Source organism: Streptomyces sp. Q6 (assembly GCF_036967205.1).
Taxonomy (GTDB): domain Bacteria; phylum Actinomycetota; class Actinomycetes; order Streptomycetales; family Streptomycetaceae; genus Streptomyces; species Streptomyces citrinus.
Genome location: NZ_CP146022.1, coordinates 5,333,341 through 5,357,616, shown reverse-complemented (window position 1 = coordinate 5,357,616; position 24,276 = coordinate 5,333,341). Strand labels below are relative to the sequence as shown.

Below are 24,276 nucleotides of genomic sequence, written 5' to 3'. Positions count from 1 at the left end.
GGGGTGTCCGGGGATCACTCTGTGGTCCATGACGCAGAACACGCACGAGATCCGCGCACACCACACCGGATCCACGGTCACCGTGTACCAGGCGTACTCGCCGGTGATCGGCCTGCCCGCGGCCCGCGACGGGCGGTTTCCCGCGGCGTTCCGGCGGGACCGGATGACGTGGATCAAGCCGTCGTTCCTGTGGATGATGTACCGCTGCGGCTGGGCCACGAAGGCGGGGCAGGAGGTCGTGCTCGCGGTCGAGATCCGGCGGGACGGCTTCGAGTGGGCGCTGCGGCACGCGTGCCTGTCGAGCTGCACGCGCGGGGTGCACACCGATCAGGCGTCCTGGAAGCGGGAGTTGAGGCAGGCACCCGCGCGCGTGCAGTGGGACCCCGAGCGCGACCTGCGGCTGCGCCCGCTGCCGTACCGGTCGTTGCAGCTGGGCCTGTCCGGGGAGGCGGTGCGGCGGTACGCGGACGAGTGGACGGTGTCCGTCACGGACGTGACACCGCTCGCGCGTGAGGTACGGGCCCGGGTGACGGCGGGAGACCTGGAGACCGCGGCGGGGCTCCTTCCCGTCGAGCGGCCGTATCCGGGGCAGGAAGGGCTGACGGGGCGGCTGGTGGGGGCGCGGCGTGAGCGGTGACGGGGCGGCGGCTGCGGGCGCTACGGGCCGGGCGGGGGCGTGAAGATGCCGTGGGTGCCGATGCGGCGCCACACGACGTGGGGCGTTCCGGCCGTCTTCTCCTCCCCGTACTGCCAGGTGGCGCGGCCGTCGGGAGCCCAGGTCATCTCGTAGACGCCCGCCGCCGCCTGCACGCCCTTCACGCGCAGTCCCGGCCGGAAGGAACCCGCCTCCACGTCGGGCACGAAGTGCTCGACGATCACACGGCGGAACCGGCGCTGCTGGTCGGGCGACAGGCGGGCGAAATCGCGGGCGAACCGTGGGGTGACCTCAAACGTCGGCATCGTCCCCGGACCCGTCCCCCGTACCGAGTGCCGAGAACATCTCCTCGGCGCTCCCGTAGATCCGCCCCTCACCGGCAGCGATCTGCCGGGACGCCTCCCGCTCCCCGGCCTGCCACTCCTCGGTCCAGAACCAGGCCTGCTCCGCGGGGATCGTCTTCAGCCCGCGCAGCTGTACGGACCCGTCCGCCGCCACGACGAACTCGACGTCGTCACCGGCCTCGATGTGCAGCGCCTTGCGGACCTCGCCGGGCAGCGTGAGCTGGCCCTTGCCCCGCAGTTGCGTCCTTATCCGTGTCACGGTCGCCGCCATGGCTTCTCCCGGCTCTCGATGGTTCTCCGCCCAGCCTTTTCCACCGTACGGGATCAGTGGAAGGTGAGAAAGCGCGAAAGTCGGAATTTCGGTGGTGCGGAGATTCCGGTCGCCGCCGCCCAGGGCCACCGGTATCACCGAGATGCGCTGCTTCGACCCACCTTGGCGTTCGGTATATCGATCACTCTTCGGGTTTTCGGACCGATCTCTGTCGGAGATCTTGACCGGGCCGTCGCGAACTTCTTCACTGGCCACCGCTGACACTGCCGACCCCGTCGCCACCCCCTGCCCCCACGGACTCCCCCGCACCCCGAGGAGCAGTACGCATGACCCGTCACGGAACATCCCGTCCGCCCGTGTCCGTCCCCGCGCTGTCGCGGCGGAATCTGCTCGTCGCCGGAGCGCTCGGCCTGGGGGCCGGCGCCCTCGCCTCGCCCGCTCGGGCGCGGGCGCGGGACGGGGCGTACGAGGGGTATCTGTTCGTGTACTTCACCGGGGAGGGGACCCCCGACGGGGAGCAGATCCATCTCGCGTCGAGCAAGGGCGACGACCCGCTCCACTGGCGGGAGTTGAACGGCGGGAAGCCCGTGCTCACCTCCTCGCTCGGCGACAAGGGTGTGCGCGATCCGTTCGTCATCCGGTCGCCCGAGGGGGACCGGTTCTTCCTCATCGCCACCGATCTGCGGATCTACGGCGGGGCCGGCTGGGACTACGTGCAGCGGCACGGCAGCCGCTCGATCATCGTGTGGGAGTCGACGGACCTGGTGGAGTGGGGTGAGCCGCGTTCGGTGCGGGTCTCACCCGAGACCGCGGGCAACACCTGGGCGCCCGAGGCGTACTGGAGCGAGGAGCTCGGCGAGTACGTCGTCTTCTGGGCGTCGAAGCTGTACGCCGAGAGCGACACGGAGCACACCGCCGACACGTACAACCGCATGCTGTACGCGACGACGAAGGACTTCAGGACGTTCAGCGAGGCGAAGGTCTGGAACGACCCCGGGTACTCGGTCATCGACTCGACCGTCATCGCGCACGACGGGACGTACTACCGCTTCACGAAGGACGAACGGTCCGCGTCGCAGTCGCCGTACGGGAAGTTCATCCTGGAGGAGAAGTCCCGGGACCTGCTCGCGACCGACTGGGAGACCGTCGCCGAGGGCATCGGCATGGGGGCCATGGCGCAGGGCGAGGGGCCGCTGGTCTTCAAGTCCAACACCGAGGACAAGTGGTACCTGTTCATCGACGACTACACGGCCACCGGCTACATGCCGTTCGAGTCGACCGATCCGGCGGGCGGCACGTGGACGAAGTCCACCGCCTACCGGCTGCCCTCCGCGCCGCGCCACGGCACCGTACTCCCGGTCACCCGCGGCGAGTTCGACCGGATCCAGGAGAAGTGGGGCGTCGCGCCCGTGCTCGCCGACGCCGACGGACTCGTCGCGCACTGGCCGCTGGCGGGGGACGCCGAGGACGTGTCCGGGCACGGCTACCACGGCACCCCCGCGGGCGGCGACGTGTCGTGGGCGGACGGGGCGCTCGTGCTCGGCGGCGCCGGCGGCCACGTGAAGCTCCCGGACAACATGCTCGCGGGCGTCGACGCGGTCACCGTGACCGCCGACGTGTGGGTCGACGACGATCAGGCGACGCCGTACTTCCTGTACGGGTTCGGGAACACCGGCGCCGACGGGAAGGGGAACGGGTACCTGTTCGCCACCGGCGGCAGCGCCGACTCAGGATTCCGGGCCGCCCTGTCCGACGGCAACTGGACCAAGGAGCAGCAGGCCGAGGCCCACAGCGGTCTGCCGCGCGGGCGTTGGACGAACGTGACGTACACCGTCGGTGGTGACACCGCGCTGCTCCACCTCGACGGCGAGGTCGTCGGCCGCACCAGCGCCGTCACCCTCTCGCCCTCGGACATCGGCGGCGGCGTCACCACCGCCAACTACCTGGGCCGCTCCCCGTACACCGGCGACCGCACCCTGAAGGGCCGCCTGCGGGACGTGCGGCTCTACAACCGGGTCCTGTCCGCCGACGAGATCGCCGCGCTGCCCGCCAACGCGACCCGCGTCAGGGACGTGGAGCTGAAGCAGCTGAAGGTGCCCGCCGTCGTCGCGGCCGAGGGCGCGACCGTCGTCCTGCCCGTCGTGCCCGGCACCGATCTGCGGCGCCTGCGGCCCCGGTTCACGCTCGCGCCCGGCGCTCGCCTCAGCCCGGCGAGCGGCCGCACGACCGACCTGCGCAAGCCCGTCACGTACACGGTCACCTCGGCCGACGGCGATCAGAAGAAGTGGACGGTGTCCGCCGTGGAGATGCGTACGCCCGTGCTGCCCGGGTTCCACGCGGACCCCAACATCGTCGCGTTCGGCGGGAGTTACTACATCTACGGGACCACCGACGGGTTCGCCGGGTGGGGCGGCACCACGTTCGGCGTGTGGTCGTCGAAGAACCTCGTCGACTGGACCGACCACGGCGTGATCCTCGACCTCGGCAAGGACGTGAGCTGGGCCGAGTCCCGGGCCTGGGCCCCGACCATCGCCGAGAAGGACGGGACGTTCTACTTCTACTACTGCGCCGAGGCGAAGATCGGGGTCGCCACCGCCGACTCCCCCACCGGGCCCTTCACCGACAGCGGCAAGGTCCTGATCGCGGCGAACCCGGACGGCGCCGGCCAGGCCATCGACCCGGCCGTCTTCACCGACAAGGACGGCACGGCGTACCTGTACTGGGGCAACGGGTCGGCGTGGGTGGCACCGCTCAACGACGACATGGTGTCGTACGACACCGCGAAGGTGCGGCGGATCACCGGGCTCACGGACTTCAGGGAGGGGTTGTTCGTGGCGCGCCGCGGCGACCTGTACCACCTGACGTACTCGATCGACGACACCCGCAGCGAGAACTACCGCGTCGGCTACGCCACCTCCGACTCCCCGTACGGGCCGTTCACGCACCGCGGCGTGGTCCTGGCGAAGGACCCCGCGCAGGGCATCCTCGGCACCGGCCACAACTCCCTGCTCCAGGTGCCCGGCACCGACGACTGGTACATCGCGTACCACCGTTTCGCGATCCCGGACGGCGACGGTACGCACCGCGAGACCACGATCGACCGGGTCACGTTCGGCGCGGACGGGCTGATGCGGCCGGTGACGCCGACACTGACCGGGGTGCGGCCGCGCCGCATCCCCTGACCGGCCCGGGGGCGGGCCGTCAGCCGGCGGCGCGCATCGCCGCCGCCGTGCGCGACGCGTCGTAGCCGTCCGGTACGCCGTCCAGGAGGACCAGCTCGCCGGGGATGTGCGCGGTGCGCATCGGGAGGATCTCCTGGTAGGCGGGGGACGCGTACCAGGCGCGGGCCCGCTCCAGGTCGGGGAACTCGACCAGGACGACGTCGCCGAGGCGCTCGCCCTCCCGCCACTCGCCGGACTTGCCGTGCGAGAGGAAGCGGCCGCCGAACGGCTCGAAGGTGGACTGCACCCGCTCGATGTAGACGAGAACCTCCGGGTGGACCGGGGCGGTGGGGCGGAGCACGGCGATGGCGTAGGCGGTCATGAGCGAGCCCTCCTCGGATTCCGGTGGTGTCGGGGGAAACACTGCCGGAGCCCGAGGAGGGCGTCGATTACCCGGGACGTAAGGACCCGGGAGGTGAGGGGATCAGATGGTGGCCGCGTCGATCACGAAGCGGTAGCGCACGTCCGAGGCGAGGACCCGCTCGTACGCCTCGTTGATCCGGCTCGCCTCGATCAGCTCGATCTCGGAGCCCAGGCCGTGCTCGGCGCAGAAGTCGAGCATCTCCTGGGTCTCGGCGATACCGCCGATCATCGAGCCGGCGAGGGTCTTGTTGCCGCCGATGAGGGAGAAGAGGTTGAGCGCGATCGGCTCCTCGGGGGCGCCGACGTTCACCAGCGCGCCGCCCGTCTTCAGCAGGCCGAGGTAGCCGCCGAAGTCCAGCGGGGCGGAGACCGTGGAGAGGATCAGGTCGAAGGTGCCCGCGAGCTCCTGGAAGGTCTTCTCGTCGCTGGTCGCGTAGTAGTGGTCGGCGCCCAGCTTCAGGCCGTCGTCCTTCTTGCGCAGCGACTGGGAGAGGACGGTGACCTCGGCGCCCAGCGCGTGCGCGATCTTGACGCCCATGTGGCCGAGGCCGCCGAGGCCGACGATCGCGACCTTCTTGCCGGGGCCCGCGCCCCAGTGCTTGAGCGGGGAGTACGTGGTGATGCCGGCGCAGAGCAGCGGCGCGGCCACGTCGAGGGCGAGGCCCTCCGGGATGCGGACCGCGTAGTTCTCGTCGACGACGAGCTTCTGCGAGTAGCCGCCGTGGTTGGGCGTGCCGTCACGGCCGATGGCGTTGTACGTGGCGCCGTAGCTGCTGTTCGTGCAGTGCTGCTCCAGGCCGGCCTTGCAGTTCTCGCACGTGCGGCAGGAGTCGACCAGGCAGCCCACACCGACGCGGTCGCCGACCTTGTACTTCGTCACGCCGGAGCCGACCTCGGAGACGACACCGGCGATCTCGTGGCCCGGGACCATCGGGAAGAGGGCCTCGCCCCAGCCCTCGCGGGCCTGGTGGATGTCGGAGTGGCAGATGCCGGCGAACTTGATGTCGATCATGATGTCGTGCGCGCCGACCGTGCGGCGCTCGATGGTGGTGCGCTCCAGCGGGGCCTTGGCGCTGGGGGCGGCGTATGCGGCAACAGTCGTGGTCATGCTCACCAGCGTGCCTGTCCGCGCGGGGTTTACCCAGGTCACCGCTTTGCGTACGTCCAGTGGTCCTACTACTGACGGGGTCAGGCTCGTAGTCGTACGACCGGGAATACTGGACAGCATGGACGACAACCCCACCCTGGACCGCAGGGCCGAGCTGAGCGAGTTCCTGCGCACCCGGCGGGCCCGGCTCAAGCCGGAGGACGTGGGGATCGCGTCGATCGGGCGGGCCCGCCGGGTGCCTGGCCTGCGCCGCGAGGAGCTGGCGCAGCTGGCCGGGGTCTCGGTGGCGTACTACACGCGCCTGGAGCAGGGCAACGGACGCAATGTGTCGGCGGAGGTGCTCGACGCGATCGCGCGCGCCCTGCGGCTGTCGGACGCCGAGCAGGCGCACCTGACGCATCTGGCGAAGCCGAAGCAGCAGCGCAGGAGGTACCGGGCGCCCAAGCGGCAGCAGGTGCGGCCCGCGCTGCGCCAGCTCCTCGACACGATGGACGGCGTGCCCGCGTACATCGGCGGGGCCCGCTCCGAGATCCTCGCCTGGAACTCGATGGCGGTGGCGCTGTTCGGCGACTGGGGCGCGCTGCCGCCCGCCGAGCGGAACTGGGCGCGGCTGACCTTCCTCAACCCGGACTACCGCGAGCTGTTCCAGGAGTGGGAGTCCAAGGCGTCCGACATGGTCAGCTATCTGCGCCTGTACGCGGGCCAGAACCCGGACGACCCGGAGTTGTCCGCGCTGGTCGGCGAGCTCTCCGTGAAGAGTGACGAGTTCCGCAGGCTGTGGGCCACGCACGACGTGAAGGAGAAGGGGCACGGCGTGAAGCGGATGCGCCACCCCCTGGTCGGCGAGCTGACCCTCTCCTACGAGACCCTGCACCTGCCGGACGACGCGGGCCAGTTCCTGTCCGTGTACCACGCCGAGCCGGGCTCGCCCTCGGCCGAGGCGCTGCGGCTGCTGGCGAGCTGGGGAGCGGACGCGCTGCGGGCCGGGGCCGCGGAGGTCTGAGAGCGCGGGACTACGCGGTCCAGGGCGGCGCGGCCCCCCAGTTCCACCGCGGTACGGGCTGTTCGGCGGGGCGGCTCGCGTCCGGGCCCGAGAAGGTGACGGCCAGCCGCGTGCCCCACTCCACGTACGCGCAGAACGCGGAGCGGAACTCGGCGTCCGTGGGCAGACCCGCCTCGTCGGCCGCGTCCTGGACGAGGCCGACCCAGCGGCGGCGCTGGCGCTCGGTGATGCCCTTGCCGATGTGCATCGCGACCATGTGGCTGTGCCCGCCGTGCCGCTCGGTGTACGTGGCGGGGCCGCCGAAGACCTCGCCGAACCAGAGCGCGACGTGGGCGGCGTGCTCGGCGGGCAGGTCGGCGAAGAGCGGGCCGAGGAGGTCGTCCTTGAGGACCTTGTCGTAGAAGACGCTCGTCAGGCGGTCGAAGGCCTCGGCGCCGCCGGCCCATTCGTAGAGCGTCGGCTCGGAGGCGCCCCGGCCCCGGACCGTGGTCGGCTTGTAGTGGCGCATCTCCTGGATGTCGCCGACGTAGGGGCGGATCTCGGCGAGGAACTCGGGGAACAGGTCGGATTCCCTGAAGCCCTCGATGTGGTCCTCGGTCGACGTCCACACGATGCGCAGGACGTAGTGCGTGAAGTCCTCTTCGCAGCGCGCGAGTTCATAGGTGACGCAGTACGGCGACGCGGCGAGAAGCCGCGCCGCCCGGGTGTAGGCCGTCAGGAACTCGGGCGAGCGGCCCTCGGGTATCTGGTAGCGGATGTATTCGACCGTCTGCGTCGTCATGGCAGCCAGCCAAACACACCCGCCGTACGGCGTCAGGCGGTTCGGCGGCCGATCGTCATCGGCTCGTCCGCGCGGCGCTCGGCGAAGGGGCGGTCGGGTGCTGCGCCCGACCGCCCCTGGCTCATCCGCCGTGCGGGTGGATCACTTTCCGTAGTACGCCTGGTGGATCGCGATCGTCGACGTGTTGCCCTTCTTGTCGACGACCTTGGCGCGCAGCGAGACCGCCTTGTCCCGGGCGGGGTTCGTGACGGTGACCTTGCCGCTCTTCACGGTGACCTTCTTCCAGTGGCCGCCGTCGTCGTAGGAGACGTACACGGTGAGCGACTTGAGGTTGCGGCCCGCGGCCGCGCCCTGGACCGTCACCGGGAAGGTCTGCTTCTTGCCGGCGGCGACCCGGCTGTCGAGCCCGGTCGAGGCGCCGAAGCGGACGCCGGACGCGGGCAGGACGGCGATGTCCCGGCCGGCCTTCTTGGAGCGGAACGTCCAGGACGCGTCGATCCGGCGGGATGCCTCCGCGACCTTCGCGTCGCGCCGCACCGACGTGGTCAGCCGGTACGCCGCGTCGCCCGAGGGCACGGTGAAGGCCTTGTCCCCGAACAGCGGGTCGTCGGTCGTGCCGACCTTCGCGCCGTCGCGGTACAGCGTCGTGGCGACCGAGGTGACGTCGGACGAGCCCGCGTGGGTCTTGCCGTCGGCGAACAGCGGCAGGTAGCCGTAGATCTGGTTGCCGTCGCGGAACAGCCCGTAGTCGCCGCCGACGCGCGGCCCGAACACGGCGGTGTTGAACGTCTTCTCGTAGCTCTTGCCCGCGGTGAAGGTCTGCGGGTTGCCGAGCGTGTAGAAGGCGTCGGCGAGCGGGAAGCCTTCGGCGTCCTTGCCCGCGTACTGGGTGAAGTCCAGGCCCCACTGCACGCCGCTGCCGGTCGACAGGTACAGGGTGCGGGTGGCGGGCAGCTTCTGCTCGACGGGCAGGCCGAAGACGAGGTCGTCGGGGAGCATGCCGGTGGCGCTCAGCGTGCCCGTCTTACCAGGTGCCGAGGCCCCCAACCTGCCGGTCACCGTGGCGAGTTCGGACTTCTTGAAGTGCTTGACCTTGTCGCCCTGGACGTGCTTGACGCGGGCGCTCGTCGCGACGTCGTACTCGGCGCCGCCGCCCTTGGCCCACTGGCCGAACCAGGTCTGCGAGAGGCCGCCGGTGACATCGCCGCCGAGCGGCGCCACCCGGATGTCGGCGAACGAGTCGAGCATGACGCCGATGCCGATGAGCGCCGGGTCGTACATGTAGTCGATGCTCGCGCTGAGCGGCTTCGCGGCGGCGTCCGGCACCGTGATGTCGGCCGCCTTCGTCCTACGGGCGTCGAGCGTCAGCGTCACGTCCTTGGTGACGCTCAGCTTGGGCTGCACGAACCAGTCGACGCCGCCCTCGAACTTCTCGAAGTCCTTCGCGAGCAGCCCGTCCACCAGGTACGTGCCCTTGGGCACGCGCAGCGTCACGGTGCCCGACGCGGTCTGCGGCGCGGAGAACGACTCGTCCTTCGCGAGGCCCGCGTACGCGAACAGGTCGGTCAGGTACGTCGACTGGGGCTGTCCGTCCCGCCCGATGTGCTTGAGCGTCACGTCGTACGACTCGACCTCGCGCTGCACGGCCGCCGCGGTGCGCACGGACTGGCCGCCGCCGCTCGCCGTGACGTACGCGGAGTAGGCGCCGTCGACGGTGCCGCCGAGTTTCGTGTTCGCGGTCAGGTCGACGGAGGCGGTGTCGCCCGCGGGGACGGTGAGCGTGCGGGCGCCGAGGGTGAAGAACCCGGCGGGGGCCGCGGCGCCCTTGGGGTTGGTCGCGGAGACGGCCAGGTCGAGGGTGACGTCCTTCGTGCCGGTGTTCTTGTACGTCACCTGCTTCGTCAGGGCGGTGTCATCGGTGTGCGGCCACTGCGCGACGCCGAAGCTCACCGAGACCGGCTGGGCGAACACCGTCTGCTTGATGGCCCTGTCGACCTGGATGCGGCCGCTGCCCTGCTGGAACGGCGTGTACGGACCGCCCTTCGCCGAGCCGACGAGCGCGCCCTTCAGCTCCTGGTACGTCCAGTCCGGGTGCTCCTGCTTGAGGATCGCGGCGGCACCGGCGACGTGCGGCGTCGCCATCGACGTACCGGAGATCGTCAGATACCCCGGGGGCTTCTGGCCGACTTCCTTGTCGATGACGCTGCCGGGAGCGGCGGCCGCGGTGATGTCGACGCCGGGCGCGGTCACGTCCGGCTTGACCGCGCCGTCGCCGACGCGCGGCCCGGTCGAGGAGAAGTCGGCGAGCTTGTCCTTGCCGTCGACGGCGCCGACGGTGAGCGCGGCGTCGGCGGAGCCGGGCGAACCGACGGAGTGCGGGCCCTCGTTGCCCGCCGCGATGGCGAACAGGACGCCCTTGTCCCGCGAGAGCTTGTTGACCTCGGCTTCCAGCGGGTCGATCTCGGCGGTGTCGGTGCCGCCGAGGCTCAGGTTCACGACGTCGGCGCCCTGCGCGGCGGCCCACTCCATCCCGGCGAGGATGTCGGAGTCGTCGCCGTACCCCTCGTCGTCGAGCACCTTGCCGTTGAGGAGCTTCGCCCCCGGGGCGACACCCTTGTACGTGCCGCCCGACTTGGCGCCCGTACCGGCGGCGATGGACGCGACGTGCGTGCCGTGGCCGAAGTGGTCGGTGGCGTCGGCGGCGGCGGAGAAGTTCTTCGCCTCGACGACCTGGTCCTTCAGGTCGGGGTGGGTGGCGTCGACGCCCGTGTCGAGGACGGCGATCTTGACGCCCTTGCCGTCGTACCCGGCGGCCCACGCCGCGGGCGCGCCGATCTGCGGCACGGACTTGTCGAGGCTGGCCCTGCGGACGCCGTCGAGCCAGATGCGGCTGACGCCGGCGGCGGTGGCGCCCTTGCCGTTGGTGACCGCGTCCCACAGCTCGGCCGCGTCGGCCTTCGGCGTGGTGACCGCGTCCGCGTTCAGCGTCTTCAGGCTGCGCCGCACGGTCGTGTCCCCGGCGCCGCGCACGTCGGCCTTCGCGCCCGCGGCGGCTCCCTGGTAGCCGACGATGACCTTGAGGCCGCTCTTGCGCGCCTTGGCGTAGGCGGTCTTCGACAGCTCGGTGACGTCGAAGAGGCGCCGGTCGAGCCTGCCCGCGGCGATCATCCGCTGGGCGTCGGCCGGTACGACGTACGTGTGTCCGGCGACCTTGCGTATCTGTACGGGTATGTGGCCGCGCCCGGCGGCCCGCTCGACCCCGACCGGCTTGCCCCGCGCGTCGAGCGCGACGCGGTCGCCGGTGATGAGCGTGACGTGCGTCTTCGCCTTCAGGCCCGAGCGGTCCGCGGCGGTGTGTGCCGCGGCGACGGCCGGGGTGGTCAGCCCGGCCGTCAGCGCGACGGTCACGGCGGCGGCGACGACGGTCGCCGTACGACGTGAGCGAGTTTGTACGTGTCTGTGCAACTTTCCCCCTGGTGACGGAAGTTCACCGGCGGGAGGACGTGTTCGACCCCCCTGCGTAGAGATGACGCAGGGGGGTCGTTGGTTGCTCGGATCTAGGCCGCCTTGGCGTTCTCCGTGACCGTGATCCGGCCCTTGCGGATGGTCGCGAGGCGCGGGGCCTTGCGCGCGATCGCCGAGTCGTGGGTGACCATGATGAACGTCAGCCCGTGTTCCTTCCACTGCGTCTCGAGCACGTCCATGATCTCGTCCCGCATGGACTCGTCGAGGTTGCCGGTCGGCTCGTCGGCGAGCAGCACCTTCGGGTTCTTGACCAGGGCACGGGCGATGGCGACGCGCTGCTGCTGGCCGCCCGACATCTCGGAGGGCAGATGGCTGAGCCGCTCGCCCAGGCCCACCGATGTGAGGGCCTCGGCGGCGCGCTCGCGCCGGTCGGCGGCCTTCAGCCGGAGCGGGACCAGCGCGGTCTCCACGTTCTCCTGCGCGGTGAGCGTGGGGATGAGGTTGAAGGACTGGAAGACGAACCCGATGGACTCCGAGCGGACCCGGGTCAGCCGGGCCTCGGGCAGCCTGGCCATGTCGACGCCGTCGAGTTCGACGCTGCCGGACGTGGGCCGGTCGAGGCCGCCCAGCATCTGGAGCAGCGTCGACTTGCCGCCACCGGTCGGGCCCTGGATGACGAGCCGGTCGCCGTCGCCGATGGTCAGGTCGACCCCGGCGAGCGCGGTGATGGTCTCCTTGCCTCGCCGGTACTGCTTGGTGACGTCTCTGAGCTGATACATGCTGCGACTCCTGCGGTGCGTAAGGGGGTGGGGGCGGGGCCCGGCAGGGCCGCGGTGCTACTCGACGCGGCGCAGCGCGTCCGCGGGGCGCAGCCGCGAGGCCCGCCAGCCGCCGAACGCGCCGGCGATCAGACCGCCCGCGACGGCGAGACCGACCGCGAGGGCGATGGTCGTGGCGTTGACGGGCGCGGTCAGCGCGATGTCGAGGGTCTTGCCGGTGGCCTGCCGTGCGGCGCCGCCGGGGCCCATGCCGCCGCCGGGACCGCCGCCCCGGGACCGGCCGCGCCGCCGGTGGAGCCGAGCGAGGCCGACAGGGTCGGGCTGATCGCGGTCACGGCGTAGGCGCCCGCGAGGCCGACGGCGATGCCGAGGACACCGCCGATGAGTCCGTTGACGACGGCCTCGCCGACGACCTGGCGGGTGACGCGGCCCGACTTCCAGCCGAGCGCCTTGAGCGTGCCGAACTCCCGCACGCGCCGGGACACGGCCGACGAGGTGAGGAGCCCCGCGACCAGGAACGCGGCCACGAGCACGGCGATGGACAGCCACCTGCCGACGTTCGAGGCGAGCGAGGAGGCGGTGGACAGGGAACCGGAGACCGTCTTGGCGAGGTCGGCGGACGTGGTGACCGTCGTGCCCGAGATGTTCTTGCTGATGGTCGACTTGACCGCGTCGATCTGCTGCGAGTCGGTCGCCTTGACGTAGACCGTGGTGACCTTGTTCTTCATGTCGGCGACGGTCTGCGCCCGCTTCAGCGGAATGTAGAGGTTGGCCGCGGAGTCGCCGCTGTCGGCGGTGGAGACGCCGATGATCTTGAACTTCGTCCCGTGGATGGTGACGGTGTCACCCAGGGCGAGCTTCTTCTCCTTGGCGTACGAGGCGTCGGCGACGGCCACCTCGGCGTCGGTCTCGGACGCCTTGAACGTACGGCCCTTGGTGATCTTCGAGGTGGTCAGCGGGCCGAGGTCCTGCTTGGTGACGTCGGTGCCGTAGACCGAGTACGAGTTGACCTGGAAGTCGGCGCCGCCGCCCTCGACGCGGCCCTGCGACCCGCCGTTGCCGCCGCCGGGCCCGCCCTGCTGCCGCCCCTGGCCCGGGTCCTGCTTGAACTGGCCGCGGGTGAACTGCCCGTCGACCTTCATGACCTGGAGGTTCAGGCCGCCCACCGTGTCGGCGACGCCCTTCTGGTCGGCGACCTCGGCGACCGTCGAGGAGGCGAGGGTCTGGAACCCTTGCACCATCACGCGGTCGGTGGACTGCTTCTCGTCGGAGTCACTGTCCTTCGCGTCGAACCTGAAGTTCGGGCGCTGGTTGTCCCCGGTCTGAGCGGCCGCCGCCTTGGTGACGGTCATGTCGGTGCCGAGGCCGTACAGGGACTGCAGGACCTTGTCCTGCGCCTGGTTCATCCCGGAGGAGACGGAACTGACGACGATGACGAGCGCGATCCCGAGCGCGAGCCCGGAGGCGACGACGAGCGCCGCTTTTCTGCGGCGGCGCAACTCACGCCTGAGATAGGTGAAGAACATCGAAGCCTCGCCGGTGACGGCCCACGGGGTCGGGGGCGCTGAACAGGAATCAGCGGAACCGTATGGAGAGGCTGTAAGGGTTGCGTGAGGTGCGAATGAGAACCGGATGAGAGGCGCGGGGCGCCCCTCATCCGGTGGTCGTCACAGGGCCGCGTGCGCGTTCTCCGTGACCGTGATCCGGCCCTTGCGGATGGTCGCCAGCCGGGGAGCGGCCTTCGCCAGCGTCGAGTCGTGGGTGACCATGATGAACGTCAACCCGTGCTCCCGCCACAGCCCTTCGAGTACGTCCATGATCTCGTCCCGCATCGACTCGTCGAGGTTGCCGGTCGGCTCGTCGGCGAGCAGCACCTTCGGGTTCTTGACCAGGGCACGGGCGATGGCGACGCGCTGCTGCTGGCCGCCCGACATCTCGGAGGGCAGATGGCCGAGCCGCTCGCCCAGGCCCACCGATGTGAGGGCCTCGGCGGCCCGCTCGCGCCGCTCGGCGGCCTTCAGGCCGAGGGGGACGAGGGCGGTCTCCACGTTCTCCTGGGCGTTGAGGGTCGGGATGAGGTTGAAGGCCTGGAAGATGATGCCGATCTTCTCGCTGCGCACCTTCGTCAGCTTCGTCTCGGACAGGGTCGCGAGGTCGACGCCGTCGAGCACGACACTGCCGGCCGTCGGCCGGTCGAGGCCGCCCAGCATCTGGAGCAGCGTCGACTTGCCGCCGCCGGTCGGGCCCTGGATGACGAGCCTGCCGCCGTCCTCGACGGTCAGGTCGACACCGCGCAGGGCGTCGACGGTCTCCTTGCCGCGCTGGTACTGCTTGGTCACACCGCGCAGTTCGTACATGGTGCACTCCTGTTCAGGGAAGGGCGGTTGGCTACTCGACGCGGCGCAGCGCGTCCGCGGGGCGCAGCCGCGAGGCCCGCCAGCCGCCGAACGCGCCGGCGATCAGACCGCCCGCGACGGCGAGGGCCGCGGCGAGCGCGATGGTGGTCAGACTGACCGGCGCGGCGAGCGCGACGTCGATCGAGCCGGAGGCCGTCGACGCGGCGCCACCGCCGGGGCCGCCCGTCCCGCCGCCGGGGCCGCCGCCCATGCCTCCGCCGGAACCGCCCGCGGCGGAGCCGAGCGACGCGGTCAGGGTCGGGCTGAACGCGGTGACGGCGTACGCGGCGGCGACGCCGAGCGCGATACCGAGGACACCGCCGATGAGCCCGTTGACGATCGCCTCACCGGCGACCTGGCGGGTCACGCGGCCGGACTTCCAGCCGAGCGCCTTGAGCGTGCCGAACTCGCGGACGCGGCGCGAGACCGCGGACGAGGTGAGCAGCGCGGCGACGACGACGGCCGCGACGAGCACCACGACGGAGAGCCACTTGCCCACGCTGGAAGCGAGGTCGGACGCGGTCGACAGCGAACCCGAGACGGTGTCGGCCAGGTCCGAGGACGTGGTGACGGTGGTCCCCGAGATGTTCTTCTTGATCGTGGCCTTGACGGTGTCGATCCGCTTCGAGTCGGCGGCCTTCACGTAGATGGTGGAGACCTTGTTCTCGGCGTCGGCGAGCGTCTGTGCCTGCTTCAGCGGCAGATAGACGTCACCGGTCGACTCGCTGCTCGCGGCCTGCGCGATGCCGACGACCTTGTACGCGATCTTGTTGATGGTCACCGTGTCGCCGACGGCCTTGGAGTTCTCCTTGGCGTACGACTTCGAGAGCACGGCCACCTCGGCGTCGGTCTCGCTCGCCTTGAGGGTGCGTCCCTCGGTGATCTCCATGGTGGAGAGCGGGCCGAGACCCGGGTGCGCGACGTCGACGCCGTACACGGAGTACGAGTTGACGTCGAAATCGGCGCCGCCGCCCTGCACGCCGCCTTCCCCGCCGCCCTGCTGACCGCCGGAGCCGCCCTGCCGGCCGCCCTCGGCGGCGGTGCCGCTGTTCTGGGTGGCCTGGCCCCGGGTGAACTGGCCGGAGACCTTCATGACGTCGAGGGTGAGCGCGCCGGTCGCGGACGCGACGCCCTTCTGGTCGGCGACCTCGGCGATCAGCGACGCCTTGAGGGTCTGGCCGCCGGACGTCATGACACGGTCGGTCGACTGCGTCTTCTTGCTGTCGTCGTCCTGGGCGCCGAACGTGAAGTCGGGGCGGTCTCCCCCGCTCTTCGACGGCGCGGCGGCCGCCTTGGTCACGGTCATGTCCGTGCCGAGCCCGTAGAGCGATGCGAGGACCTTGCTCTGGGCCTGCTTCATCCCGGCCGAGACCGACGTGACCGTGATGACAAGCGCGATGCCGAGCGCGAGCCCGGAGGCGACGACGAGGGCTGCCTTGCGGCGCCGTCTCAGTTCACGCCGGAGGTAGGTGAGGAACATGAGGCGGACACTAGGGACGCTGCTTGGCACTGAGCTGTGCGTTGCATGCGGTCTACATAAGCGCGGGACGGAAACGGCAGGAACCCCGGTATGCGGCGCATACCGGGGTTCATGCAACGGGCTCGGGTCGGATCAGGCCGCGGAGCCGGCCTTCCAGTCCGCCCAGCTCAGGTTCCAGCCGTTGAGGCCGTTGTCCGGGGCGACGGTCTTGTCGCCGGTGTTCTTCACGATGACGACGTCACCGACCATGGAGTTGTTGTAGAACCAGGCACCCGGGGTGCTGGAGTCGTTCGCGCCCTTGGCGTCGGCGAGACCGACACAGCCGTGGCTGGTGTTGACCGAGCCGAAGATCGACTTGGCACCCCAGTAGTTGCCGTGGATGAACGTGCCGGAGTTCGACAGACGCATCGCGTGCGGCACGTCCTTGATGTCGTACTCGCCCTTGCCGTCGTCGTCGGTGAAGCCGACCGTCGCGCCGTTCATCCGGGTCTCCTTGAACTTCTCGGAGATCACCATCTGGCCCTCGTACGTCTTGTTCTCGGGCGAACCGGCGGAGATCGGGATGGTCTTGACGACCTTGCCGTCGTGCGTGACGGTCATCTGCTTGGTCTTGGCGTCGACCGTGGAGACCTGGTTGCGTCCGACCTTGAACGTGATGGTCTTCTGCTGGACACCGGTCACGCCGTCCGCGCCCTCGACGCCGTCGAGGTCGAGCTTCAGGGTGACGGTGGAGCCGCCCGTCCAGTACTCCTCGGGGCGGAAGTCCAGGCGGTTGGCGCTGAACCAGTGCCCGACGACCTCCTGGCCGCTGCTGGAGGAGACGGTGATGTGGGACTCGACGTCGGCCTTGTTGGTGATGGCCTTGTCGAAGTTGATCGACACCGGCATGCCGACGCCGACGGTCGAGCCGTCCTCCGGCGTGAAGTTGCCGATGAAGCTGTTGCTCGGGGAGACCGTCGTGAACGACGCGTTCTCGTGCGCGACGCGGTTGTCGGCGTCCTTCGCCTCGGCGGCGATCTTGTACGTGGTCGCGCGCTCCAGCTGGTTGGTGGGCTTCCAGCTCTTCTTGTCCGCAGATATCTGACCGGCCACGGCCGTGCCGTCGGCCGTGGTCATCCGGACGTCGGTGAGCGTGCCCTTGCTCACGGTGACCTTGGCGGCGTTGTTGATGCTCGCGTTGTCGGAGCCGTCCTTCGGCGCGATCTTGATGTCGGCCTCGGACGTCTTCTTGGCGGCGGCCTCGTCGGCCTGCTGCTGCTGAGAGTCCTTCTTGCCGCTCGACGAGCCGCTCGCGTCACTGTCGCCCCCGCTGCACGCAGAGAGCACCAGTACACCGCCGAGCAGGGCGGACGCGGCCATCAGACCCTTGCGCCGCTTACTGTCCGTCATCACACGCTTCTCCATAGTCGCCGATTCCCCGACTTCCCCGTCAGGGGACACAGGGGTTCCCCTTACCCGTACACAACGCCGTGACCGGTTCGTCCCGTTCCCGAACACGCCCCGATGTGGGGGACGCCACGTTCGCGAAGGCGGTGACCACGGGTGCACCGGTGGTAACGGCACCCCGTCCGGCCCCTCGCCCCACTGACGTGACCCCCCTTTCGGGACGACGAAACCCCGGGCCGCGGTTGCCGCCCGGGGTTCCCGATCCGCGCACCGCCGGACGCGCTAGCCTCGCTCGTCCCCGTCGTCCTCCTGCTCATCATCCTCGTCGAGGTCCCAGTCAGGCGAATCGGGGTCGTAGTCGACCTGCTCGCTGGACCACGACGCCTGCACGAGCTCGGCCCCCGGCACGTCACCGACCAGGTCGAACGGGTCCACGAGGTACGCGATCGCCTCCGTCCTCCTGCACCGCGCTCTCGGCGTGCACCCGCTCCTCGGCCGGCATCGCCTCGTCCTCGGCGATCCGCTGCAACGCGGCCCCCGTCAGCGCCTCGGCGTCGGCGACCTCCAGGACCAGCTCCACCTTCAGCCGAACAAAACGTGACGTCTCATCAGTGCTCATACCGCGGAGCGTACGGCCCGTTCCGCTCGTGACTTTCCCGTGACCCGCACCTTTCACTAACATCAGCGTCCACGGCCAAATCACCAGCGCCACAAGGGGGATCGCTTCCGTGTCCGCCGCACGCCGATCACTGCTCACCGCCACCGCCGCCGGGACACTCCTGGGCGCCCTGTGGTTCGTACCCAACGCCACAGCAACCCCCGAGGACGCGCCCCGCACCGACCGGACACGGACCACGTCCGCGGTCGCCTCCCAGTCCGACCAGCAACTCCGCCTGGCGGACACGGGAACCGTGGACACGACGCCGTACGTCGTCGGCGGTTCGGTGTTTCTCGGACTCGGCGTGGGCTTCGTCGCGTACTCGGTGCGCCGCGGACGGTCGTTGGGGGCACCCGCCTAGGGCCTGTCTCCCACGCGGTACGGCTAGGGCCTGTCTCCCAGATCCCTAGGCGAGCGGACCGGTGACCGTCTCAACGGCCGCCACCAGCGCGCCACTTCGTACGAACGCGTCCGCCGCCGCCAGATCCGGCGCGAGGAACCGGTCGGGACCGGGGCCCTGGACGCCCGCCTCGCGCACCGCCGCGATCGCCGCGCGCGACGCGGGCGCCGGCACCAGGCCGTCCCGCAGTTCGATGCCCCGCGTGGCCGCGTACAGCTCGACGGCCACGATCCGGGCGAGGTTGTCGACGGCCGTGCGCAGCTTGCGCGCCGCCGACCAGCCCATCGAGACGTGGTCCTCCTGCATCGCCGACGACGGGATGGAGTCCGCCGACGCCGGGACCGCGAGCCGCTTCATCTCGCTGACCAGCGCCGCCTGCGTGTACTGGGCGATCATCAGGCCCGAGTCGACCCCCGGGTCGTCCGCGAGGAACGGCGGCAGGCCGTGCGAGCGGTTCTTGTCGAGGAGGCGGTCCGTGCGCCGCTCGGCGATCGAGCCGAGGTCGGCGGCGGCGATCGCCAGGAAGTCGAGGACGTAGGCGACCGGCGCGCCATGGAAGTTGCCGTTGGACTCGACGCGTCCGTCGGGCAGCACGACCGGGTTGTCGACGGCCGCCGCCAGCTCCCGCTCGGCCACGAGGCGCGCGTGCGCCATCGTGTCCCGCCCGGCGCCCGCGACCTGCGGAGCGCATCGCACAGAGTACGCGTCCTGGACGCGCGGCGCGTCGTCCTGGTGGTGACCGGTCAGGCCCGAACCCTTCAGCACGGCCAGCATGTTGGCGGCGGAGGCGGCCTGCCCGGGGTGCGGGCGGATGGCGTGCAGCTCGGGCGCGAGGACCTTGTCCGTGCCGAGGAGCGCCTCCATCGACAGGGCCGCGGTGATGTCGGCGGACTTGTAGAGGGTGTCGAGGTCGTCGAGGGCCATGACCAGCATGCCGAGCATGCCGTCCGTGCCGTTGAGCAGCGCGAGGCCCTCCTTCTCGCGCAGTTCGACCGGCGCGATGCCGTGCTCCGCGAGCAGCTCGCCCGCGGGGCGCACGACCCCGTCGGGGCCCTCCGCGTCACCCTCGCCCATGAGCGTCAGCGCGCAGTGCGAGAGCGGGGCCAGGTCCCCGGAGCAGCCGAGCGAGCCGTACTCGTGGACGACCGGTGTGATCCCGGCGTTGAGCACGTCCGCCATCGTCTGCGCGACCTCGGGGCGCACGCCCGTGTGCCCGGAGCAGACCGTCTTCAGGCGCAGGAACATCAGCGCACGGACGACCTCGCGCTCCACCCGGGGGCCCATGCCCGCGGCGTGCGAGCGCACGATGTTGCGCTGGAGCTGCGCGCGCAGCTCGGTACTGATGTGCCGGGTGGCGAGCGCGCCGAACCCGGTGGAGACGCCGTAGACGGGCTCCGGCTTCGCGGCGAGCGCGTCGACGACCTCGCGGGCCGCGGCCAGCGCGGCCACCGCCTCCTCGGAGAGCTCGATCCGGGCGCCATGACGCGCCACGGCAACGACATCGGCCGCGGTCGTCGCGGCCGCTCGCCCGTCGCCCACCACCACCCGTGCGATGCCGCGCTGCGCGTCTTCCCCACTCACCACAGTGTGCATATCCATATTCAGGAGCGTACGCAGTGAATCTCAAGATGTCACGACCGAGTTCCGGAAGGGACCCTTACCGTTCCCGGCCCCTGATCCGCCGCCGCTCCCCGTCCTCGGCGACCGGCGGCGGCGAGTCCGCGAGCCGTACGACCGGGTCGTCGAGTCCGCCGTCCCGCCCCGCGACGACCGGCTTCACCGCGCGCAGGGCCTTCGCCTTGTACTGGGCGGCGTCCGCGAGCCGGAACAGCCGGCGGGCGCTGGTGACCTCGCCGATCGGGTCGCCGGTCGAGGCGATCCCGCAGGCCACCCCGTCCCCCAGCTCCAACTCGGCGGCGCGCGTGCAGACTTCGTCGCCCACCCGCACCACCTCGTCGGCGGACGGGCCCACGGCCAGCAGACAGAACTCGTCGCCGCCGAGCCGCGCCGCGAGCGCGCCGGGCAGCATCGCGCCGCACAGCGAGAGCACCGACCCGAAGCGCTCAAGGAGCCGGTCGCCGACGGCGTGCCCGAGGGTGTCGTTGACCTGCTTGAGGCCGTTCACGTCGCACACCACGAGGCTCACCACAAAGCCGTCGGACCGGTGCCGCGCGACCGCCTCGTCGAGCCGGATGTCGACCGCCCGCCGGTTGGCGAGGCCGGTCAGCGCGTCGGTGAAGGCGAGCCGCCGCGCCTCCTCCAGACGTTCGGTCTGCGCGATCCCGGCGGCGACGACCGCCGCGAGCACGGTCGCGAAGTCCGCGTCGGCGCGCCCGAACACCGGCGCGCCGACCGGCCGCGCCACGTACAGCTCGCCCCACGCCCGCCCGTGCAGCACGATCGGGGCGACCACACAGCTGCCGCGCCCGCGCCGGCGCAGCGCCGCCACCCGCTGATGGCAGTAGCCGCCCTCCTGCTCGACGGGCCCGGCGGCGGTCTCCACCCACGCGTTCGGCTCGCCGCCCCCGGCCCACCGCTCGTGCAGGAACTCGGTGATCTCCGGGAAGTGGTTCACCGGGTACGCCTCGTCGTCGGGGAACCCCTCCTCGCCGGCCGCCCGCTCCCCCACGTTGACCAGGACCCGGAGCCGACCGCGCTCGCGCTCCCACACGGACAGCGCGGCGAAGCTCCCGTCCAGGGCGCTACAGGCGCCGAGGGCCGCGGCCCGCCAGGACTCGCGGGGGCTCTGCGCAGCGGCCATGCCCTGCGCGAGCGTCACCACGGCCCGCAGGCGGCCGTCCTCCTCACCCATTACTCCAGATTAGGAACAATTCCCGCATTTCGGTGAATTCAGTACGGCCGTACCGGTGGGCGCGTCACGGGGCGGCCGGCGGAACCGGCCACCCGCCCCTCGCCGACGCCGTCACTCACCCGGCCAGCGCGGCGCGCGCTTCTCGTTGAACGCGGCGACGCCCTCGGCCCGGTCCCCGGAGAACGCCACGGACCGCCACGCCGCGTCCTCCACCTCGAGACCGGCCCGCAGATCGAGCCCGTGCCCGAGTCGCAGCGCCTTCTTGGCGGCGCGCAGTCCGACCGGCGAGTTGGCGGCGATGCGGGCGGCGAGCGCGAGCGCCTCGGCCCGGTCCCGCCCGGCCTCCACCAGCTCGTCGACCAGTCCGAGCTCCTGGGCCCGGGGGCCTCCACCCGGCGCGCCGTGAAGATCAGCTCGGCGGCCCGCGCGGCCCCGACCCGGCGCGGCAGCAGCTGCGTACCGCCGCCCCCGGGGATCACCCCGACGGACACCTCGGGGAGCCCCACCACGGCCGTCGCGTCGGCCACGATCACATCGCAGGCCAGCGCCAGCTCGAAGCCGCCGCCGAGCGCGAACCCGTGCACCGCGGCGATCGTCGGCATCGCCAGATCGAGAACCCCGGTGTACGCGGCGCGCGCGACGGGCCGCTGACGCACCAACTCGGCGTCGGAGAAGGAGTTGCGCTCCTTCAGGTCGGCGCCGACGCAGAAGGCCCGCTCACTGCTGGAGGTGACGACGACGACCCGTACGTCCTTGTCCTCGTCCAGCGCGCGGCACGCGGCGCCGATCGAGCGTGCCATGTCGCTCGACACCGCGTTCATGGCCCGGGGCCGGTCGAGCACCAACTCGGCGACGGTCCCGTCCTCGTGGCGCCGGACGACCACGAACTCCCCGAACCGCAGCTCATCACCCATGACACAGACCCTCCGGTTAACTGACGTTAACCGGAGGGTCTCAGGTGCGCCGGGTCAGCGTCCAGGGCTCCACGACGCCGAGGCCGCGGACCGGCCGCTGCCACATCGGCTGGAGTGCGAAGCGGTACGTGGGCGGCTCCTCGCCTGCCTCCTGCGCCTTCTGCGCCTCGGTGGCGGCCTCGGCCTCGGACGTCGGCGCGTCGCCGGTGCGCACCAGTTCCTCGGCGAAGGCCCCGTCGACGAGGACGGTGTCCCGGGGAGCTATCGACGTGAGGCGGCTCGCGAGGTTCACGGTCGTGCCGAAGACGTCGCCCATGCGCGTGGTGACCGTGCCGAACGCGATGCCGACGCGCAGCTCCGGCATCGTCTCGTCGTTGCTCATCGTCTCGATCAGGCGCAGCGCAATCTCGCTCGCGACGCCCGCGTCGTCGGCGGCGTAGAGCACCTCGTCGCCGAGGGTCTTGATGAGACGCCCGCCGTGCGCGGCGACGAGGTCGGCGGCGGTCGTCTCGAAGGCCTCGACGAGTTCGCCGAGTTCCTCCTCCTCCATGCGCCGGGTGAGCCGGGTGAACCCCACGAGGTCGGCGAACCCGACGGCGAGCCGCCGGTCCACCATCTCCTCGTCGTCACCGGCCTGCACGACGCGCCCGGTGGCCGCGGCGAGCTGCCGCCGCCACACGTAGACGAGGAACTCCTCCAGCTCGGGCAGCAGCAGCTCTATCAGCGGATACGTGACCTCGGTGCGGGTCATGCCGGGTTCCGGCGGCTCGGTGAGCCCTTCCAGGAACGAGTCGATCTGCCACTCGGCGAGCCGCGCGGTGGTCTGTCCGGTCGAGCGGGCGACCTGGACGGCCATCGCCTCGCTGAGCAGCCCCGCCTCGACGAGACCGGCGAGGCGGCGCAGCGCGAGGACGTCGGCCTCGGTGAGCGCCTTGGCCTGGCCGATGTCGGCGAAGCCCATGGCCCGCCAGAAGCGCGAGGCCAGCTCCATGGAGACACCGGCGCTGCGGGCCGCCTGGAACGGGGTGTACCGGCGCTCGGCGCCGAGGATGAGTTGTTCGAGCCGGAGAGCGAGGGGGTCCTCAGCCTCCTCGATGGACTTCTCGTCCCCCTCCGGCTTCTCGGGGTCGGGTGGGGAGCCCGTGCCGGAGCCCGAGTCGTCGACGGTCACGCCTGCTGCCCTTCCGATCTGCCGCGGTCAGGTATCGACCGGCGTCAACTCTACGGCAGGCCCTGTGTGTCAGGTCACTCCGTTCGGACCGGGATCCGCCTATTGGCGGTGCGCCGGGTGGCCGCGGGGCGCGACCGGCCGCCGCGCGCCCGCTGACGCTCCGTGCTCACGCCGGGCGCAGGTGGACGATGTCGCCCGCGCCGACCGCCTCGCGGCCCGCGTCGGACGCGATGACCAGCCGCCCGTCGGCGTCGATGGCGACCGCCTCGCCGACCAGTTCCCGCTCGCCCGGCAGCATCGCCCGCACCGAGCGCCCCAGCGTGGCGCACCCCGCCGCGTACGTCTCCTGGAGCCCGGACAGGCCGGGGTCGCCCTCCGCCGCGCACCACTGCACGTACCACCGCTCGAACGACCTGAGCACGGCCCGCAGCACCGGCTCCCGGTCGACGACCTTCGCCCCGGCCAGCGCCAGCGACCCCGCTCCGGGGACCGGCAACTCGTCGGCGCGCAGCGAGACGTTGAGCCCGACGCCCACGACGACGCCGCCCCCGCCGGAGGCCTCCGCGAGGATGCCGCCCGCCTTGCGCTCCTCGTCGCCGACGGTCACCAGCAGGTCGTTCGGCCACTTCAGCGCGGTGTCGACGCCGGCCGTCGAGGACAGGGCCGTGGCGACCGCGACCCCGGTGAGCAGCGGCAGCCAGCCCCAGCGCGCCACCGGCACCTCGTGCTCGCCCGGCTTGAGCAGCACGGAGAAGAAGAGGCCCGAGCGCGGCGGCGCCGACCAGCGGCGGTCGAGGCGGCCGCGCCCCGCGCTCTGCTCCTCGGCGATGAGCACGGCGCCCTCGTCGGCGGTGCCGGCCGCGGCCCGCGCCACCAGGTCCGTGTTGGTGGAGCCCGTGGCGGGCACCACCTCCACGGACGACCAGAGCCCTCCGTCCCGTACGAGAGACCTGCGCAGGCCTGTCCCGTTCAGGGGTGGTCGGTCCAGGTCGGACCACGGGTTGTCATGCACGTCTGAACCATCTCGCGGCGTCATGCAACCCACCCTAGGTGTGGTAAACGCCGCACT

Annotated in this window: 18 protein-coding genes and 3 pseudogenes; 4 read left to right on the top strand and 17 right to left on the bottom strand. The window is 71.3% G+C overall.

Annotated elements, in window-relative coordinates; translation table 11 throughout:
- The first annotated feature begins 28 nt into the window (after nucleotides 1-28).
- Nucleotides 29-637, top strand: a complete 609-nt coding sequence (locus V2W30_RS25005; RefSeq protein WP_338699934.1) for a DUF4291 domain-containing protein — start codon at nucleotides 29-31, stop codon at nucleotides 635-637.
- 20 nt (nucleotides 638-657) lie between these two features.
- On the opposite strand, the gene V2W30_RS25000 is transcribed toward V2W30_RS25005, so the two are convergent.
- Both V2W30_RS25000 and V2W30_RS24995 read right to left on the bottom strand, forming a co-directional pair.
- Entirely contained in the window at nucleotides 658-960 is a 303-nt protein-coding gene (locus V2W30_RS25000) for a hypothetical protein (protein WP_338699932.1), read from the bottom strand.
- Complete coding sequence (locus V2W30_RS24995) at nucleotides 947-1,270, bottom strand: AbrB/MazE/SpoVT family DNA-binding domain-containing protein (RefSeq protein ID WP_338699930.1); 324 nt, start codon at nucleotides 1,268-1,270, stop codon at nucleotides 947-949. The genes V2W30_RS25000 and V2W30_RS24995 overlap by 14 nt, the downstream gene beginning before the upstream one ends.
- Before the next feature lie 326 nt (nucleotides 1,271-1,596).
- Between V2W30_RS24995 and V2W30_RS24990 the strand changes: the two genes are divergently transcribed.
- The gene (locus V2W30_RS24990; protein WP_338699928.1) at nucleotides 1,597-4,452 is read left to right on the top strand and encodes a family 43 glycosylhydrolase; all 2,856 of its coding nucleotides are present in this window, start codon (nucleotides 1,597-1,599) and stop codon (nucleotides 4,450-4,452) included.
- A gap of 19 nt (nucleotides 4,453-4,471) precedes the next feature.
- On the opposite strand, the gene V2W30_RS24985 is transcribed toward V2W30_RS24990, so the two are convergent.
- On the bottom strand, nucleotides 4,472-4,813 hold the full coding sequence (locus V2W30_RS24985; RefSeq protein ID WP_338699926.1) for a DUF1330 domain-containing protein: 342 nt from the start codon (nucleotides 4,811-4,813) through the stop codon (nucleotides 4,472-4,474).
- Between the two features lie 102 nt (nucleotides 4,814-4,915).
- Nucleotides 4,916-5,962, bottom strand: coding sequence for an NAD(P)-dependent alcohol dehydrogenase (locus tag V2W30_RS24980; protein ID WP_338699924.1), 1,047 nt, complete (start codon nucleotides 5,960-5,962; stop codon nucleotides 4,916-4,918).
- A 109-nt stretch (nucleotides 5,963-6,071) separates the two neighbouring features.
- On the opposite strand from V2W30_RS24980, the gene V2W30_RS24975 reads away from it, so the two are divergent.
- The gene (locus V2W30_RS24975; RefSeq protein WP_425244700.1) at nucleotides 6,072-6,965 is read left to right on the top strand and encodes a helix-turn-helix domain-containing protein; all 894 of its coding nucleotides are present in this window, start codon (nucleotides 6,072-6,074) and stop codon (nucleotides 6,963-6,965) included.
- A 10-nt stretch (nucleotides 6,966-6,975) separates the two neighbouring features.
- Here V2W30_RS24975 and V2W30_RS24970 read toward each other — a convergent pair whose 3' ends face one another.
- The 8 genes and pseudogenes from V2W30_RS24970 to V2W30_RS24935 form a co-directional block, all read right to left on the bottom strand.
- Nucleotides 6,976-7,746, bottom strand: a complete 771-nt coding sequence (locus V2W30_RS24970) for a group II truncated hemoglobin (RefSeq protein WP_338699920.1) — start codon at nucleotides 7,744-7,746, stop codon at nucleotides 6,976-6,978.
- A gap of 141 nt (nucleotides 7,747-7,887) precedes the next feature.
- Nucleotides 7,888-11,211 carry a S8 family peptidase gene (locus V2W30_RS24965; protein WP_425244590.1) on the bottom strand — a complete coding sequence of 1,108 codons (3,324 nt, stop codon included), beginning with the start codon at nucleotides 11,209-11,211 and terminating at the stop codon, nucleotides 7,888-7,890.
- Between the two features lie 92 nt (nucleotides 11,212-11,303).
- The gene (locus V2W30_RS24960; RefSeq protein WP_338699916.1) at nucleotides 11,304-11,990 is read right to left on the bottom strand and encodes an ABC transporter ATP-binding protein; all 687 of its coding nucleotides are present in this window, start codon (nucleotides 11,988-11,990) and stop codon (nucleotides 11,304-11,306) included.
- Between the two features lie 57 nt (nucleotides 11,991-12,047).
- Nucleotides 12,048-13,516: pseudogene (locus V2W30_RS24955) on the bottom strand (ABC transporter permease).
- A 141-nt stretch (nucleotides 13,517-13,657) separates the two neighbouring features.
- Nucleotides 13,658-14,347, bottom strand: a complete 690-nt coding sequence (locus tag V2W30_RS24950) for an ABC transporter ATP-binding protein (RefSeq protein ID WP_338699914.1) — start codon at nucleotides 14,345-14,347, stop codon at nucleotides 13,658-13,660.
- Nucleotides 14,348-14,378: 31 nt separating this feature from the next.
- Nucleotides 14,379-15,866 carry an ABC transporter permease gene (locus V2W30_RS24945; RefSeq protein WP_338699912.1) on the bottom strand — a complete coding sequence of 496 codons (1,488 nt, stop codon included), beginning with the start codon at nucleotides 15,864-15,866 and terminating at the stop codon, nucleotides 14,379-14,381.
- Nucleotides 15,867-15,998: 132 nt separating this feature from the next.
- Nucleotides 15,999-17,270, bottom strand: coding sequence for a L,D-transpeptidase (locus tag V2W30_RS24940; protein WP_338699910.1), 1,272 nt, complete (start codon nucleotides 17,268-17,270; stop codon nucleotides 15,999-16,001).
- Nucleotides 17,271-17,534: 264 nt separating this feature from the next.
- Nucleotides 17,535-17,871, bottom strand: a pseudogene (locus V2W30_RS24935) (hypothetical protein).
- A 109-nt stretch (nucleotides 17,872-17,980) separates the two neighbouring features.
- Between V2W30_RS24935 and V2W30_RS24930 the strand changes: the two are divergent.
- On the top strand, nucleotides 17,981-18,271 hold the full coding sequence (locus V2W30_RS24930) for a hypothetical protein (RefSeq protein ID WP_338699908.1): 291 nt from the start codon (nucleotides 17,981-17,983) through the stop codon (nucleotides 18,269-18,271).
- Between the two features lie 45 nt (nucleotides 18,272-18,316).
- Here the strand turns inward: V2W30_RS24930 and hutH are convergent, their stop codons facing one another.
- From hutH to V2W30_RS24905, 5 genes and pseudogenes are all read right to left on the bottom strand, one after another.
- Nucleotides 18,317-19,864, bottom strand: coding sequence for a histidine ammonia-lyase (gene hutH / locus V2W30_RS24925; protein WP_425244699.1), 1,548 nt, complete (start codon nucleotides 19,862-19,864; stop codon nucleotides 18,317-18,319).
- A 103-nt stretch (nucleotides 19,865-19,967) separates the two neighbouring features.
- Nucleotides 19,968-21,122 (bottom strand): GGDEF domain-containing protein, encoded by a 1,155-nt coding sequence (locus V2W30_RS24920; protein ID WP_338699904.1) that lies wholly within the window; start codon nucleotides 21,120-21,122, stop codon nucleotides 19,968-19,970.
- Nucleotides 21,123-21,233: 111 nt separating this feature from the next.
- Nucleotides 21,234-22,036: pseudogene (locus V2W30_RS24915) on the bottom strand (enoyl-CoA hydratase/isomerase family protein).
- Between the two features lie 40 nt (nucleotides 22,037-22,076).
- Nucleotides 22,077-23,207 carry an adenylate/guanylate cyclase domain-containing protein gene (locus tag V2W30_RS24910; RefSeq protein WP_338699902.1) on the bottom strand — a complete coding sequence of 377 codons (1,131 nt, stop codon included), beginning with the start codon at nucleotides 23,205-23,207 and terminating at the stop codon, nucleotides 22,077-22,079.
- A 166-nt stretch (nucleotides 23,208-23,373) separates the two neighbouring features.
- On the bottom strand, nucleotides 23,374-24,243 hold the full coding sequence (locus tag V2W30_RS24905) for a biotin--[acetyl-CoA-carboxylase] ligase (protein WP_338699900.1): 870 nt from the start codon (nucleotides 24,241-24,243) through the stop codon (nucleotides 23,374-23,376).
- Nucleotides 24,244-24,276 lie beyond the last annotated feature (33 nt).